The sequence below is a fragment of the Candidatus Bathyarchaeota archaeon genome, assembly GCA_029882535.1.
Classification (GTDB): Archaea; Thermoproteota; Bathyarchaeia; order Bathyarchaeales; family SOJC01; genus JAOUKM01.
On record JAOUKM010000004.1, the window covers coordinates 1 to 14,662 of the forward strand.

Below are 14,662 nucleotides of genomic sequence, written 5' to 3' on the forward strand. Positions count from 1 at the left end.
AATGTCAACGTGACTTTCTATGATGATATACAGCCGTCTAAGGTGTATTGGTTTGAACTTGAGGAAAGGGGTTGGTTTGACAATCTCTCTGTTGTGGACTATAGTCATTGCAGAGCTTCTGAGGAGTGCGTGGAAGCTTCTGTATACATGGATGGGGTTAACCAGCCAAGAAGTATCTACTTCAAGGCTTCTTTAACCTGGAAGTTAAAAACTGCTAATAATGAGTCACACCAGATAACTGTGTCTTCTGAAATCACGTATTATAATGGAACGGCTTACAGGAAGGTGGTGTTGCCAATCGTGCTGCATGTGGTTGCTGATGCAGGCGACTGCTTTGAAACGGCGAGAACCATAAGTTTTGGGAACCACACGGCCTTCATCGAGTTTATCGATGACCCTGAAGACTGGTATATGATATGGTTTGAGGAAGGGCAGTCAGTTAGTGCGATGCTTATTATGCAAGAGCCTAGAGGACTCTACTTAGATCTATACTTGTACAATCCTGACGGAACTCTAGTTGCAAACTCCTCTTCCAGAGAGCCTAACGGCATAGAGCAAATCACACACACAATTAGCCAATCCGGCAACTGGTACATTCGAGTGTTAAATCCCTCGGCCGCGGAGACGCTATACACACTCTCAATAGAGGAAGAACAGCTATGAAGAGAACATTGACCATCATTATGATAATAGCTATGTTGTTGTCACTGGCTCTTCCCTTAGCTTATGCGTGGCAAATCGAGAGACCTTATCGTACTCAGATCATAAACGGTCTGGTTGAAAACAACAATACGGAAGATGCAGTCTCTGTTGGCTTGGGCATTAACGTCAACCAATACAACGAAGGCCCGTTCAACTTCTATTCAGCGATGATTACAGAACTGGCACATACCTTATGGAAACAATAAACCTAACCTTCATAGTACCATACCCAACAGAAATGATACAAAACTTCATTTTCGTCATAGAAGGACATAACCCCCTAAAAACATGATTTCACCGAATGTACTTCGCAATATATTCTAGTCTTCAGTTTCCCCTTTTCGTCATCAAGAGGTCCCTGATAACAGCCCTGATATCAAAACAAACCTGAATCTCGATTTTTTCTATCATAGGTTACGGACGAAATATCATTATCATCCAGATCTAAGTGTTTGGCAAGGATTATCTTAAGAAGAATATGCGGGCGCATCATGTAAGGGTTGACTTATTTCTCTACAGCTTTCCTTAATCTGCGCAGTTCTGCGAGAATCTGCTGGTTCACATCTTTTGAAGGCTTGGCTTCTGCTTCTACTGCCTCCGGCTTCATTCCCTCAACAAACTTCATAACTATGTCTTTTATTTCTTCAAAGTTTTTTATTCCAAAAATCACTGCCTCTGCAACCTTTCCACTACTGCTACCAACAGAGAAACCTGCTGTTTGTATTGAGAGCTTGCCAAATCCAAAATGCCTAGAAATTGGACCTTGGTAAATGTTAACGTTGGTTATGCGGTTGTAATGCACGAAACTCCTTGTCTTCCACCATACTCCCTTTGTAACTGTAATCTTGTCATCTTCAAGAGCATAAGTTATTGAAGAATGAAACTCAGGAATCCAGTATAAGACAAACCCTACAACAATAAAAAGCGGTACAAAGAATGACAAAGCAACTGCAACTCCAATCTGCATCTCAACAAAAAACATTACAATGGCAACTGGAATCATCCACCAAAGAAAACCGCATACAAACACAATCGCAAGATAAACCTGATAAAGCTTCTTCAGATCCGGGTCTGCTCCAAATTCTCTTTCCACAGTCATATAAACACAAATCTATTAACAAAACGCCTCCATTTAAGCTTTACACACATGCACTCGTAAACTGTAAATCATCCTAGATAAGTTATATTTAGCTGTGGTTATTCTGTTATTATTGTCTGATTTGTTGAGGAGGGAAAGAGTTGGGTGAACGTGAGCTAAAGGAAGTTGGCAATGTAACTCATTATTTCGTGAAAATAAGTGTAGCTGTTGTCGAGTTAAGCGATACACTTTCTGTGGGAGACCGCATCCTCATAAAGGGCATGACAACGAACGTTGAACAAACCATTAATTCAATGCAGATAGAACACGCAAACATTGAGAAGGCTGAGGCGGGGCAAAGCATTGGATTAAGAGTAGACGACCGTGTAAGAGAAGGCGATACAGTCTACAAAATACTCCAGTAAACCATCATCTACTTTTTTTACTGTCAATCACCGAAAAACGTGATAAAGAGAAAGTGTTAGGCTTATTTCAAGCCAGGCTTTTTGACATTCACAACATCTTTGTTCACGAGGTTTGGAGGGATTCTGCCTTCGAAAAAGGCGATTAGGTTTTCGGCTACCATCTCCGCCATCTTTGAGCGGGTTTCAAAACTGGCGCTTGATATGTGGGGTGCAACGACTACGTTATCGAGCGTTAACAACGGATTGCTTGTTGAAGTAGGTTCTTGCTCAAAAACGTCTAAACCAGCACTCGCAATCCAGCCTTCCTTCAAAGCCTTGTAGAGAGCTTTTTCGTCTATGACTGGCCCCCTTGAATTGTTGACTAGGATGGCTGTCTTTTTCATTAATCTAAGCTTTTCCTCGTCTATTAAGTGGTATGTGGCTTTAAGTAAGGGCACATTGACGGTGACGAAGTCTGCTTTTTGAAGTAGGTTGTCAATTTCTACATATTCTATGCCTTGCTCTTTTTCCAAGTCTTGCCTGCGAATCACATCGTAATAAATAACTTTCATGTCAAATCCTGCTGCTCTTTTTGCAATAGATGAGCCGATTCTTCCCAAGCCTATAATTCCTAAAGTTGCACCATAGACATCTCTACCCTGCAACATCATGGGATGCCATCCCACCTTCCATCTTCCAGTGCGAATATACTTGTCAGCTTCGACAACTCTTCTCGCTGCCGCCATTAGAAGCGTCCAAGCGAAATCAGCGGTGGTTTCGGTTAACACGCCGGGAGTGTTGGTGACGTAGACTCCTCGTTTTGTGGCTTCTTTTACTTCGATGTTGTCAAATCCTACGGCGAGTTGAGAGACGATTTGCAGATTAGGTGCTGCGTTAAACACTTCTGCGTCTATCTTGTCGGACAAGAGTGTGGCTAAGGCTTCGACCTCAGCTGCTTTTTCAATAATTACTTTCTTGGGTGGTGGAGCATATTCAGTCCAGACCTCTGTGTCAAATCGTTCTTTAATTATGCGCAGTCCTCTCTCTGGCAACTCTCGGGTTACATATACTTTGGGTTTCTGCAACATTAAACACCTTAACTCTCGTTCAAATAGTACTATCAAATTTATTAATTTACTGACTAAAGCATATAGCGCTGGTGAAGCTATGCCAAAAATCAAAAATAAAAAAGCTCTCATAGAAAACGCGAAATCCAAGCTTGACAAAAAAGCCCGTAAATTGGCACTAAACGCCTTAGAAGCGGCATTGGAGGCTGCAGACCCAAAAGAAATAATCAGATCGAAAGTCACAGTGAAGGACAACACACTAAGAATTGGTCAGCACAAATTTGATCTGAAAAAATTTCGACGCATTTATGTTGTTGGCGGGGGAAAAGCAAGTGGAAAGATGGCTGAGGCTCTAGAATCAATTTTTGGAAATCGAATATCAAGCGGAATCGTTAACATTCCCTACAACAGCCGTTCCTGCAAAACTCCTAAAATCAAGCTTCAAGAGGCTAGCCACCCAATTCCTGACGATGCAGGGATGAAAGGAGCAAAGGAAATGTTGGATTTGGTTGGTCACGCTGAGAAAAACGATTTAATCCTCTGCTTAATCTCAGGCGGCGGGTCGAGTTTGATGCCGCTACCACGTGGCAAAATAACTCTGAACGACAAACGGCGAGTTACCGATGCACTGTTGAAGTCTGGCGCTACGATAAACGAGGTTAACACTGTACGGAAGCACATTTCAAATCTAAAGGGAGGATGGCTGGCGAAAAAAGCCTATCCAGCCACAATTGTTAACCTAATATTATCCGACGTGATAGGCGACCCTTTAGATTTCATCGCCTCAGGCCCTACTGTTCCCGATTCGACCACTTTTAGCGACGCTGTGGAAATTTTAAGAAGCTACCATCTGTGGGAAGACACGCCACAATCTGTCAAAACTATGCTTGTTGAGGGACAGGAGAGATTAATTGCGGAAACGCCGAAAAAAGGAGATAAAACGTTTAAAAAAGTCTATAACATTGTTGTTGGAAACAATCGATCGGCAACAGTGGCTGCTTGCAACAGGCTCCAAAAGGCTGGTCTGCGTTCGCTTTTCCTCACGTCTTTTCTTGAAGGTGAAGCGAGACATGTGGGAACAGTGTTAGCCTCCATAGCAGAAGAGGTTGAGGCTTCTGGAAATCCGTTGCCTAAGCCTTGTGGAATCGTTGCTGGCGGGGAAACCACAGTTACTGTAATTGGAGAAGGAAAAGGCGGGAGAAACCAAGAAATTGCATTAAGTGCGGCTTTAAAGATTTCTGGTGTGAACGGTGTGGTAATTGCTTCACTCAGCACCGACGGTATAGAAGGACCAACTGAAGCAGCAGGTGCTTTGGCGGATGGAAAAACAATCACCCGTTCTCTGGAACAGAAGCTGAATGCAAAAAGCTTTCTTGCCAACAATGACTCTTACAGTTTCTTTTCAAAGTTGGATGACCTTATTTTCACAGGTCTTACAGGAACTAACGTTAATGATGTTTCAATAATTATAGCACTAAAATGAATATCTCTAACCAAAATTGTTGTGACCTAATTTGGTTGAAACCTATTCTAAAGAAGTTATCAGGGGGTTTGCTCTTCGCAGACTACGATTAACGCCTAGTACTCTGGGAAAAAGCAAGAATGATGTGCTATCAGTGGTCCGTGCTATTGGGGGTCTCCAATATGGTGGTCATTTAATTGAGCTTTTTAATCGTTTTGAAAATTTCAAGCCGAAATGGTTTGACTACTGGTATGAAAATTACACTTTAATTGAGGGGCATGTGTTGCGAGGAGCCTTGAGAATCGTAAATACTGATGAATACCCCTATTATTTTAGGGCAACAAGAAGCGTGGCTCGCAGAAGAGCCTCTTACCAAAAATGCCCGCTTTCCTTGACTGACAATCACCTTATTGCGTTTAGCTTTATGGAGGAACATGGACCGTTTACGCCTTCAAAATTTAAGACACTCTTTGGCACCATGCATCCACAGCTTAAAGATATAGCAAGGAGACTTCTCTACGAATTGTGCAACTATGGAAAAGTCGCTCGGATGGGAAGAAAAAATCAAAAACCGCTTTACTATACAATAAGAAAGTTGCCCTACAAGTTGGACATGTCGCAGATAAGCGAAGAAGAAGCTAAGAAATGGCTATACTTAAAATGTCTCAGCATATACGGACCGTTTGCTGTAGAAGATGTTGCTCACTGGGTGGGATGGAACATAACTGAAGCTAAAGAAATTCTAAAGGCTCTGTTAAATGAGAAGAAGGTTATAAACGTGAAACTTGAAGACGACCAATATAGTCATTTTGTACGCGTAGAAGACTTGGACTTACTAAATTACCTTAGAGACAACCTCCCTGAACATTCCTTTATTCGAATCTTATTCAACGATGATGCTCTGTTGCTGGGATACTATAGAAAACTAAAAGACTATTTTGGTTACCATTGGAAATACCCACAACTTAGTGAAGGAATCACATGGCGAGCTGCAATAATCTATGGAAGACAGTTGGCTGGTGAAGCCATAGTAGATATGTACGCAAAATCTAGTCTCTTCAAGATAAGGAGGCTTATACTGCGTAAAGAGTTTGCAACTTCTGAGATATCATCCAAAATGGAAGGCGAGTTTAGAAAGCATGCGGATTTCCAAAATAAAATCTTAGAAATGACTGCTCCAGAACTCATCTAACATTGAAGAAGGGACAAGAGAACTTTTCCACTATTAACTATTTTATTACGATTAGGACATCTCCGTCGTTTACTGGTGTGCCTTCTGCAATGTTAACTTCTTGAACCTTCCCAGACTTTATCGCTGTGATTTCATTTTCCATCTTCATTGCCTCAAGAATGCAAACCACGTCATCAGCCTTTACAACGTCGCCTTTCTTTACTTTGACTGAAACGATTTTTCCAGCCATGGGCGCCACTACAGCGCCTTCTTTAACAACTTCTCCTCGACGTCTTTCAGTTCTAGCTACAAATTGTACAGCAGGTGTTTGAGTAGCTATTCTCTTAACTGGGTCTCTTAGTTGTGCCTTGAAAAGCATGTCGTTAACTTTTAAAGTGAAAGGCGCATGTCTGTCGATTTTCTCCAGTTCAACTTGATACATTTTCCCTGCAATCTTAATTGTTAAAGGCGAGATAGCATTCAATTCGTTTTTTTCTACTTCTAACTCGACTGGCTTGTCATTTACTTTTGCATCGAATAGCTGTTTACTTTCTTTTTTGACAAGCTCTACTCTGTATGTTCTGTTTTCGATTACTATGTTATATTCAGGCACGCTCTTAGCCACCTTGTTTGACCATTTCTTGTCTGGCTGCCAAAACCCATGGCGAAATTCTCCCTGTCCCAGGTTTTCTGACGGGGATAACTGCTTTGACTTCATGAGTGCTTTTGAGAAACGCTGCAACTGCCACTGACAGCGCTGCAACTTCTTCCAGTTCCTGCTTTTCTGGAGTTAAAGCCGTGGCTTTTTCCTTTCTTTTTGCTTCTCTTTTCTTGAAAAACTCCACAGCAACTTTAGGAAACAAAGCGTAGGTTAGCTCGTCTTCCTCGTTCTCTATGTAGGGTTTAATAGCTTCGGGTATTTTGCCGAGTTCAGGTTCAAGCATGTCTGCTGGACGACATTCGATGGGTTCTTCGTCGCCGATTATTTTTTTCTTTATCTTTTCGTTTATCGATGCTGGGGGTCTGCCGTAGAATCCTTTTATGTAGTCTCTCACTTCTTTTGGCACGATTTTGTAGCGTTCACCCGACAAAACGTTAAAAACAGCTTGTGTTCCAACCAACTGACTAGTAGGGGTGACGAGAGGTGGATACCCCAATTCTTTTCGAACATGTGGAACCTCCTTCAAGACCACGTCAAGCTTGTCTAGAGCGTTTTGCTCCTTCAGCTGCGAAATTAGGTTAGAAAACATTCCTCCCGGAATCTGGTGCATCAAGATAGACGTGTCTACTCTCTCAGCCAAGGGACTAATCAAGTGGAGGGGGTCGTAGTATTTTTCTCGCAGACCACGAAAATACTTAGCTATCTCAACTAATAATTCCATGTCGAGTCCCGTGTCGTACTCGGTGCCCTTTAACCCAGCTACTACGCTTTCAACTGGCGGTTGAGAGGTGCCCAAAGCGAATGGAGAGAAAGCAGTATCTAGAATGTCTGCTCCAGCTTGGCAGGCGCGTAAGTAAGTCATCATAACTGTGCCGCTTGTGCTGTGACAGTGCATGTGAATGGGCAAGCCGACTTCTTTCTTCAAAGCTGAAACAAGTTTGTAGGCTTCGCGGGGCATGAGCATGCCAGCCATGTCTTTGATGCATATTGAGTCGCAGTCGAGCTCGGCTAGGCGTCTGACTACTTTTAGATAGTAGTCTGTTGTGTGGACGGGGCTTATGGTGTAGCATAGTGAGCCTTGGGCGTGGGCGTCGACTTTCTTCACGGTTTTTATGGCGGTTTCCAGATTGCGGGTGTCGTTTAAGGCGTCGAAAATGCGGAATATGTCTATGCCATTTTTTGCAGCTTTTTTAACAAACTTGACTAGAATGTCGTCTGGATAGTTTCGATAGCCCACCAAGTTTTGTCCTCGTAGAAGCATCTGTAAAGGCGTTTTTCGAACGTGTTTCTTTAATGTACGGAGGCGTTCCCACGGGTCTTCGTTTAAGTAGCGTATGCTGACGTCGAAGGTGGCCCCGCCCCAAACTTCAAGAGAAAAAAACCCGACTTGGTCTATTTTTTCGGCTATGGGAACCATGGATTCGGTTCTCATGCAAGTCGCCATCAAAGATTGATGGGCGTCTCTGAAGGTGGTGTCGGTTATTTTGACAGTTTTAGCCAAGAGAAACCACGTTTTGATGGTGTTGAGGATTAATAGACAACCCTAAGCTCCTATTTTAACCTACCTTTCTAACCAATTACCGCAAAGAAATGCTTTTTTCAAGCAAACCTTTCGAAGCGTTTAAAGTGGAATGTTAGGATGTTTCTTAGGCGGTCGCGATTCACGCTTAGTGACCAACATTTCTAGGGCACTGATAAGCTTAGGCCTCGTTTGTGATGGTTCAATGACGTCGTCAATGTAGCCTTTCTCCGCAGCAATGTAAGGGTTTGCAAATTTTTCACGGTACTCAGTCGTCAACTCTTTTTTCCTCTTTTGCGGGTCTTTTGCTTTTGCAATGTCCTTTCGGAAAATGATGTTGATTGCTCCGGCTGGACCCATGACGGCGATTTCTGCGGATGGCCAAGCATAGTTTATGTCTGCGCCAGAGTGCTTACTTCCCATGACGTCGTATGCTCCCCCGTAAGCTTTGCGGATTATGACAGTGATTTTTGGTACAGTGGCTTCGCAATAAGCAAAGAGAAGTTTCGAGCCGTGGCGTATTATTCCGCCGTGTTCTTGGTCTATGCCTGGTAGAAAGCCTGGGACATCTTCAAAGGTGATTATGGGGATGTTGAAGGCGTCGCAGAACCTTATGAAACGTGCTGCTTTTGTTGAAGAGTTTACGTCTAGGGTGCCTGCGTAATATTTTGGCTGGTTTGCCACGATTCCTATTGAACGCCCGTTTAATCTTGCGAATCCTACTACTATGTTTGGTGCCCAGAGGGGATGGACTTCTAAGAATTCCCCGTTGTCCACCACTGTAGTGATTATGTTCTTCGTGTCGTATGGCTTGTCTGGGTCGTCTGGCACAATTTCCTCTAGATGATCGTCGGTGCGGTTTGGGTCATCGCCAGTTTCTTCAGTAGGCGGGTCCTCCATGTTGTTAGAGGGCAGGTAGCTGAGAAGCTTTTTAATGAGTTCAATGCATTCTTGCTCGTTGTCAGCCATAAAATGACAAACGCCGCTAGTCTGCATGTGGACTAGAGCGCCACCCAACTCTTCAAAATCAACTTCTTGTCCCAAGACGGTTTTGATAACTTCAGGTCCAGTGATAAACATGTGACTCGTATCCTTAACCATGATGATGAAATCGGTCATGGCTGGCGAGTAAACTGCTCCACCTGCACAAGGCCCCATAACAGCAGAAATCTGGGGAATAACACCCGAGGCTATTACATTTTTAAAGAAGATGTCACCGTAACCAGCGAGGCTTGCAACTCCCTCTTGGATTCTTGCGCCGCCGCTGTCATTCAAGCCTATCACCGGCGCACCTGTTTTCATGGCTAAATCCATTAACTTACAAACTTTTTCGGCAAACATTTCTCCAAGAGAGCCGCCGACCACTGTGAAGTCTTGGGAGAAAACGTAGACTAGGCGCCCGTTGATTGTCCCGTATCCCGTTATCACGCCGTCTCCCGGAATTTTTCTTTTAGCCATTCCAAAATCTGTGCATCGATGAACTGTGAAGGGGTCAAGTTCTACGAAGCTGTTAGCGTCCAGAAGCAGGTCTATTCTTTCTCTTGCAGTCAGCTTTCCTTGTTTGTGTTGTTTTTCTATCCGTTCTTTTCCGCCTCCAAGCTTCGCTCTTTCTCGCAGCTTACGCATTCGCTGAATCTTTTCTTTCACTGTTGGTTCTCGTATCGCCAAATTAGCTCACCCGCGAATTGCTACACTGTTCTTTTCAGATATATATTTACTTCACTAGTCAAACATAGAAAAACATAACTTTCAGAATATCGTTGAAAATATGGTGATACTGATGCTGCGATTCTACAATACAATGACCCGGAAGAAGGAGGTTTTCGAGCCTATTGAAGAAGGCAAAGTTCGCCTATATTCGTGTGGACTGACCGTATATGATTATGCACACATAGGCAATCTTAGGGCATATGTGTTTGTTGATCTCCTGAGGCGTTGGCTGGAATATCAAGGCTTCAACGTAAAGCATGTGATGAACATCACAGACGTGGATGACAAAACTATTCGAGGTATGCAGAAAGAAAGCATATCTCTTAAGCAATATACTCAACGATATATCGACGCGTTCTTTGAAGACTTGCAGGTGCTGAACATTAAGAAAGCTAAAATTGTTCCAAAAGCCACAGAGCACATAGACGAAATGGTTAGACTAGTTGAAACTTTGATGGAGAAAGGTTACGGTTATAGAGGCGAAGACGGATCAATTTACTATGCTATCTCGAGATTCAAGAATTACGGCAAATTATCTAAAATGAAACTAAAAAAACTCAAAGCTGGAGCAAGAGTCAAAGTTGACGAGTATGGAAAAGAGCAAGCAAGTGATTTCACTCTTTGGAAAGCATGGGACCCAGACGATGACAATGTATTCTGGGAAACAAAACTGGGCAAAGGCAGACCAGGATGGCATATTGAATGCTCTGCCATGTCGATGAAATATTTGGGTGAAACTTTGGATATTCACACAGGCGGAGTTGACAATATCTTTCCACACCACGAAAATGAAATCGCTCAAAGCGAGGCTGCGACTGGTAAAAAATTTGTTAATTATTGGCTGCATAATGAACACCTGCTTATTAAAGGCGAAAGAATGGGCAAATCACTTAGAAACTTCTATACATTGCGAGATTTACTCCGCATGGGGCACAATCCCTTTGCTGTAAGATACTTTTTACTATCAACACATTACAGGAAACAATTCAGCTTCACTTTGGAAAGCTTGGAAGCAGCTAAAAATACCTTGCAGCGACTCTACGACTTCATGGAAAGACTCGAGGAAGTCGAACGCAGAGAAGGCGGCAAAGAAATCAAAGAACTAACCGAAAAAGCAAGAAAAGATTTTGAAAACGTGATGGACTACGACTTGGACATAAGCAAAGCTCTTGCAACTGTATTTAATCTCGTAAAAGAAGTAAACATACTAATCGATCAAGGGAGAATAGATCGAGCGGGAGCAGAGCAAGCAAGAAATTTGATGATTGACTTTGATAAAGTCTTAGGTATTTTCGGTGATTTTTGGAAACGAAAAGAAGAAAAATTGCCCAAGGAAGTTGAAGAGTTAATTAGGAAGAGAGAGGAAGCGAGGAAAGCTAAGGACTGGAAAACCGCCGACACTATCCGGGATAAGCTACGAATGATGGGTATAATTCTAGTGGATACACCTGAAGGAGTAAAATGGAAAAAAGAACGTAGCAATGACTAAGGCTGTTTTCTTAACGTTAAATCGCCTACCACTACCTTTTCTAGTGTGCCATTCTCAAGCCTAATAACAAGGGCACCGTCTTCGTCGATGTCCCATGCTTCTCCCGCAAGAACATCATCAAAACTGGTAATTTGCACTTGTTCGCCAAGAAATGTTGCCATGCTTTTCCATTCTTGTAACAGAGCATTCCACAATCCCCGTTGTAAACATTTGTAGCGATGTTCAAAGTTTCGTAAAAGGTTTCTAGTCAATGCCTTTCGCTTTATCTTGTGGCCTAATTCGTACTGCAAAGATGTTACAGCGTCTCGGAGACTAGGGGAAAAACATTCCAAGTCTATGTTAGCATTTATTCCAACTCCCACAACCATAGATTCAACACTCTTTCGTTTGCTACTTGTCTCGGTTAAAATTCCACAGATTTTTCTGCCGTTAACAAGAACGTCGTTTGGCCATTTGACTTCTGTCATTAAACCAAACATTGTCTTGATTGTTTTTGCGACAGCTGATGACGTTATGAAAGTTAGCTTCAAAGCTTCTATAGGAGTTATTCGTGGTCGCAATATTATTGAAAGCCAAACTCCTCCTTTTGGCGAAATCCACCGTCTTCCCAGTCTGCCTTTTCCACGTGTTTGTGCTTCGGCGAGAACAACTATTCTTTCTTCACTAGTTTTTTTTGCGATTTCTTTAGCTGTGTCGTTTGTGGAATATACATTGTTGTAGTGGTATATTTTGTAACCTAAGGCTGTGGTTTGAATTTTGTATGGCTTTTCGGAGTTTTGTTTAGACATTTTTGAAGCTAGTGTTCACACAGCTCTATTAAGATGTTTCCAGTGTTTTTCGGATGCAAAAACGCTATCTTTCCGCCTTCAATGCCCGTTCTAGGCTTCTCGTCAATTAACACTACTCCTTTGTCTCTTAGTTGTTCAAGCATTTTTTCTATGTTGTCAACTTTAAACGCTACATGGTGTATTCCTTGACCTCGCTTTTCCAAGAATTTTGACACTGGGCTTTCTTTGTTCAAGGGTTCTATCAACTCAATGCTTGTTTCTCCAACAGCCAAAAAAGCCGCCTTAATCTTGTGCTGCTTAGCCTCTTTCAGTTTCTCCAGTTTCAATCCTAAGAGCTGCTCGTAGATGGGTAGAACATCGTTTATTTTGTTTACGGCTATCCCAATATGGTCCAGTCCAACAATCACGTTCTTCACCTTTGCAGAAATTTATGGAACCTAGAATATAAACAAGCCGAGAAAGGGCAGAAACGTAACTGTTCTCATTCGAAGCCTATTGGGAGCCAAATAAAACCTAGAAGGATCTAGCGTCACGCACACATATCGTATCTCCCTTAAACAAACAACCAAAAAGCTTTCTTATTAGATACCTTTTACAAAATATTCCTAAGGGCCGGTCGTCTAGTTTGGTTAGGACATCTGCCTGACACGCAGAAGGTCGCTGGTTCAAGTCCGGCTCGGCCCACCACTGTTCTGTTTTTGGCTGCTGCTTAAGTTATATTAAACGTGTTTTGGAATTAGGTTCTCTCAATCATTTCTCGATGCATGTGATTTTCAATCCGTCTAAGCAATCGACTAATTTGCCTGTTTCTTTCCTTTGACCTTTGACTCTAAATTTTGTACGCAAATCTTTCACAAGTAGAGTCTCAATCACCTCAGCGCCTGTTTCCCCGAACATTTCTTTAATAGCCTCGGAGAAAGTTTGGGGTTTTTCAAGGATGTCTTCAAGTTTCAGCAGATGCCTTTTCTCCAGATGATAGTAAACTGCCTGTGCTGTATTTTTTCCAAAAATATTTTTTATGCTTTCATCCAAGGCGAATAGCAACGTTTTGTGAAACTTGTCTTTTTTGATTCCCAAACCTTCACCAACCAAGGAAAACTGCATGCGTGAAATTCTAAGTTAGCATTGGAAGTAATATTTAACTTTTCGTCATCATTATCTATAGTTCTAAACGAAAGATGAAGAAAGGAGGTGAGCATTCTTGAAATGGAAGATTCTGTTTTGCGCCTTCCTCCTCATTGCAACCGCAGCCGTCATAACAGCAGCCGCATCACCCATCTTAACAGTCTGTTCAAACTTAGACACTGCAAATATATTTGATTTTGACAGTCTATTGCTAGACGGCGGTTTTACTCCAACAGGTGGAGGAGACCCAGTTCCTGGCGGTGGAATTCCAAAGTAACCTTAAAAAGCATCTGTTGAGTGGTAATATAGACTGGTGCGTTAGAAATGCGAAGAAGGCTGGATTTCTTTGATTTGAGGATACTTGAAGGATTAGGAACTTATGGACCGCGAAATATACTGTCAGTTGCAAGAAAACTTGGCTTGCCTGAGGCAACTTTGCGCAGAAGGCTAAAACAGATGCTTTCCCAAGTTTTTTTACAATCCAATGTCTATCACACTAATATAGGTCTTAAAAAAGTAATTGTCTTCGCAAAAGCCATTCAAGGTTATGAAAATCTGCTCTACAAGTGCTTGGATGCCCATGATTATGTAATCTACATCTCTCGAAGCTACGGTTCATTTGAAGGGTGTTTTGCAATTTTTGCCGTTCCGGTAGAGCGCTGCCCTGATTTTGAACGGTTTCTGGAGTACTTGGAAAACGAAGGAGTTGCGGAACGTATTCGGCATCATTGGTCAACTTGCTTTCAAACTGTGAACCTAAAATGTGATTGGTATGATGAGGATTCAGAAAGTTGGGATTTCTTCTGGAAAGAATGGATTCAAGAAGCCCTTATTGAAGGAACAGAATTACCATTTACTCTGAAAGACCCGCCGGAGTACCCATTGAAGGGAGATAAATTGGACATCTTCATTTTGAAAGAACTCGAGTTGGACGCTACAATAAGTCTAAAAGCGATAGCCACGAAGTTGAAGACTAGTGTGCCTCTGATCAAATATCACTACGACAAACATATTATCAATCGACGTTTGCTTGAAGGTTTTCAAATCATTTATTATCCTTTCGACAAATCAAGGTCTAATGGGTTCTTTTTCATGTTCATGTTTGACAACTTAGAAAATATGTCAAAATTCGCGCGTTCGCTGCTAGACAAGCCGTTTGCTCGTTCTTTGGGTAAAATCTTCGGAGAGCCATCGCTTTTTGCCCACATTTATCTGCCCTTAGCGGAATTTAGAAACTTTGTAGACAGCTTAGGTGAATTAATTAGGAGAAGTTTCTTGCAAGGATATGAGTATGTAATTCAGGACATGGAAATCACCCAACGTTATACGATACCTTACAAATCTTTCAAAAATGAATCGTGGCTGTATGAGCAAGAAAAATACTTACAGAAGATTGACGCTTTGATATATGCGGAAAAACCATCGTTAGCTAAAATGAAAAAGCGCCAAATCCCTTATCTACGGAAAAACTAGTATTGCATTGATC

Annotated in this window: 16 protein-coding genes and 1 tRNA gene; 9 read left to right on the plus strand and 8 right to left on the minus strand. The window is 42.2% G+C overall.

The genetic code is table 11. From position 1 onward, the window contains the following. Together OEX01_02200 and OEX01_02205 are read left to right on the plus strand one after the other, a co-directional pair. Nucleotides 1-663: PPC domain-containing protein (locus tag OEX01_02200; protein ID MDH5447801.1), on the plus strand; the 663-nt coding region annotated here is incomplete at its 5' end. After that, the gene (locus OEX01_02205) at nucleotides 660-908 is read left to right on the plus strand and encodes a hypothetical protein (GenBank protein ID MDH5447802.1); all 249 of its coding nucleotides are present in this window, start codon (nucleotides 660-662) and stop codon (nucleotides 906-908) included. The genes OEX01_02200 and OEX01_02205, both read left to right, overlap by 4 nt. A gap of 299 nt (nucleotides 909-1,207) precedes the next feature. On the opposite strand, the gene OEX01_02210 is transcribed toward OEX01_02205, so the two are convergent. Continuing rightward, nucleotides 1,208-1,801: a PH domain-containing protein gene (locus OEX01_02210; GenBank protein MDH5447803.1), complete on the minus strand. Its 594-nt coding sequence runs from the start codon at nucleotides 1,799-1,801 to the stop codon at nucleotides 1,208-1,210. A 140-nt stretch (nucleotides 1,802-1,941) separates the two neighbouring features. Here OEX01_02210 and OEX01_02215 point away from each other — a divergent pair, with 140 nt between their 5' ends. Continuing rightward, the gene (locus OEX01_02215; GenBank protein ID MDH5447804.1) at nucleotides 1,942-2,205 is read left to right on the plus strand and encodes a translation elongation factor-like protein; all 264 of its coding nucleotides are present in this window, start codon (nucleotides 1,942-1,944) and stop codon (nucleotides 2,203-2,205) included. 62 nt (nucleotides 2,206-2,267) lie between these two features. Here OEX01_02215 and gyaR read toward each other — a convergent pair whose 3' ends face one another. Further along, complete coding sequence (gyaR, locus tag OEX01_02220; protein ID MDH5447805.1) at nucleotides 2,268-3,269, minus strand: glyoxylate reductase; 1,002 nt, start codon at nucleotides 3,267-3,269, stop codon at nucleotides 2,268-2,270. An 82-nt stretch (nucleotides 3,270-3,351) separates the two neighbouring features. Here gyaR and OEX01_02225 point away from each other — a divergent pair, with 82 nt between their 5' ends. Then, the gene (locus tag OEX01_02225) at nucleotides 3,352-4,734 is read left to right on the plus strand and encodes a glycerate kinase (protein ID MDH5447806.1); all 1,383 of its coding nucleotides are present in this window, start codon (nucleotides 3,352-3,354) and stop codon (nucleotides 4,732-4,734) included. Nucleotides 4,735-4,765: 31 nt separating this feature from the next. Next, nucleotides 4,766-5,905, plus strand: a complete 1,140-nt coding sequence (locus OEX01_02230; protein ID MDH5447807.1) for a winged helix DNA-binding domain-containing protein — start codon at nucleotides 4,766-4,768, stop codon at nucleotides 5,903-5,905. A gap of 37 nt (nucleotides 5,906-5,942) precedes the next feature. Here the strand turns inward: OEX01_02230 and OEX01_02235 are convergent, their stop codons facing one another. From OEX01_02235 to OEX01_02245, 3 genes are all read right to left on the minus strand, one after another. Beyond that, nucleotides 5,943-6,497: a biotin/lipoyl-binding protein gene (locus tag OEX01_02235; protein ID MDH5447808.1), complete on the minus strand. Its 555-nt coding sequence runs from the start codon at nucleotides 6,495-6,497 to the stop codon at nucleotides 5,943-5,945. Nucleotides 6,498-6,501: 4 nt separating this feature from the next. Then, nucleotides 6,502-8,046, minus strand: a complete 1,545-nt coding sequence (locus OEX01_02240; GenBank protein MDH5447809.1) for an oxaloacetate decarboxylase subunit alpha — start codon at nucleotides 8,044-8,046, stop codon at nucleotides 6,502-6,504. 120 nt (nucleotides 8,047-8,166) lie between these two features. Continuing rightward, the gene (locus OEX01_02245; protein ID MDH5447810.1) at nucleotides 8,167-9,690 is read right to left on the minus strand and encodes a methylmalonyl-CoA carboxyltransferase; all 1,524 of its coding nucleotides are present in this window, start codon (nucleotides 9,688-9,690) and stop codon (nucleotides 8,167-8,169) included. A gap of 148 nt (nucleotides 9,691-9,838) precedes the next feature. Between OEX01_02245 and cysS the strand changes: the two genes are divergently transcribed. Next, entirely contained in the window at nucleotides 9,839-11,263 is a 1,425-nt protein-coding gene (gene cysS, locus OEX01_02250) for a cysteine--tRNA ligase (protein ID MDH5447811.1), read from the plus strand. Here the strand turns inward: cysS and OEX01_02255 are convergent. Continuing rightward, nucleotides 11,260-12,051 carry a biotin--[acetyl-CoA-carboxylase] ligase gene (locus tag OEX01_02255; GenBank protein MDH5447812.1) on the minus strand — a complete coding sequence of 264 codons (792 nt, stop codon included), beginning with the start codon at nucleotides 12,049-12,051 and terminating at the stop codon, nucleotides 11,260-11,262. The two genes, cysS and OEX01_02255, sit on opposite strands and share 4 nt — an antisense overlap. Nucleotides 12,052-12,059: 8 nt before the next feature. After that, entirely contained in the window at nucleotides 12,060-12,458 is a 399-nt protein-coding gene (mce, locus tag OEX01_02260) for a methylmalonyl-CoA epimerase (protein ID MDH5447813.1), read from the minus strand. 202 nt (nucleotides 12,459-12,660) lie between these two features. On the opposite strand from mce, the gene OEX01_02265 reads away from it, so the two are divergent. Beyond that, nucleotides 12,661-12,738 (plus strand) — tRNA-Val (locus tag OEX01_02265). Nucleotides 12,739-12,801: 63 nt separating this feature from the next. Here OEX01_02265 and OEX01_02270 read toward each other — a convergent pair. After that, nucleotides 12,802-13,128 carry a DUF3227 domain-containing protein gene (locus tag OEX01_02270; GenBank protein ID MDH5447814.1) on the minus strand — a complete coding sequence of 109 codons (327 nt, stop codon included), beginning with the start codon at nucleotides 13,126-13,128 and terminating at the stop codon, nucleotides 12,802-12,804. Between the two features lie 124 nt (nucleotides 13,129-13,252). Between OEX01_02270 and OEX01_02275 the strand changes: the two genes are divergently transcribed. Both OEX01_02275 and OEX01_02280 read left to right on the plus strand, forming a co-directional pair. Next, nucleotides 13,253-13,453: a hypothetical protein gene (locus OEX01_02275; protein MDH5447815.1), complete on the plus strand. Its 201-nt coding sequence runs from the start codon at nucleotides 13,253-13,255 to the stop codon at nucleotides 13,451-13,453. Between the two features lie 47 nt (nucleotides 13,454-13,500). Next, nucleotides 13,501-14,649 carry an AsnC family protein gene (locus OEX01_02280; GenBank protein ID MDH5447816.1) on the plus strand — a complete coding sequence of 383 codons (1,149 nt, stop codon included), beginning with the start codon at nucleotides 13,501-13,503 and terminating at the stop codon, nucleotides 14,647-14,649. Nucleotides 14,650-14,662: the final 13 nt, after the last annotated feature.

Excerpts from the sequence above, each read along its gene's own strand:
- OEX01_02205 (MDH5447802.1), top strand. The coding sequence starts at position 660 with ATGAAGAGAACATTGACCATCATTATGATAATAGCTATGTTGTTGTCA.
- OEX01_02210 (MDH5447803.1), bottom strand. The coding sequence starts at position 1,801 with ATGACTGTGGAAAGAGAATTTGGAGCAGACCCGGATCTGAAGAAGCTT.
- OEX01_02225 (MDH5447806.1), top strand. The coding sequence starts at position 3,352 with ATGCCAAAAATCAAAAATAAAAAAGCTCTCATAGAAAACGCGAAATCC.
- OEX01_02245 (MDH5447810.1), bottom strand. The coding sequence starts at position 9,690 with ATGCGTAAGCTGCGAGAAAGAGCGAAGCTTGGAGGCGGAAAAGAACGG.
- OEX01_02255 (MDH5447812.1), bottom strand. The coding sequence starts at position 12,051 with ATGTCTAAACAAAACTCCGAAAAGCCATACAAAATTCAAACCACAGCC.
- OEX01_02280 (MDH5447816.1), top strand. The coding sequence starts at position 13,501 with ATGCGAAGAAGGCTGGATTTCTTTGATTTGAGGATACTTGAAGGATTA.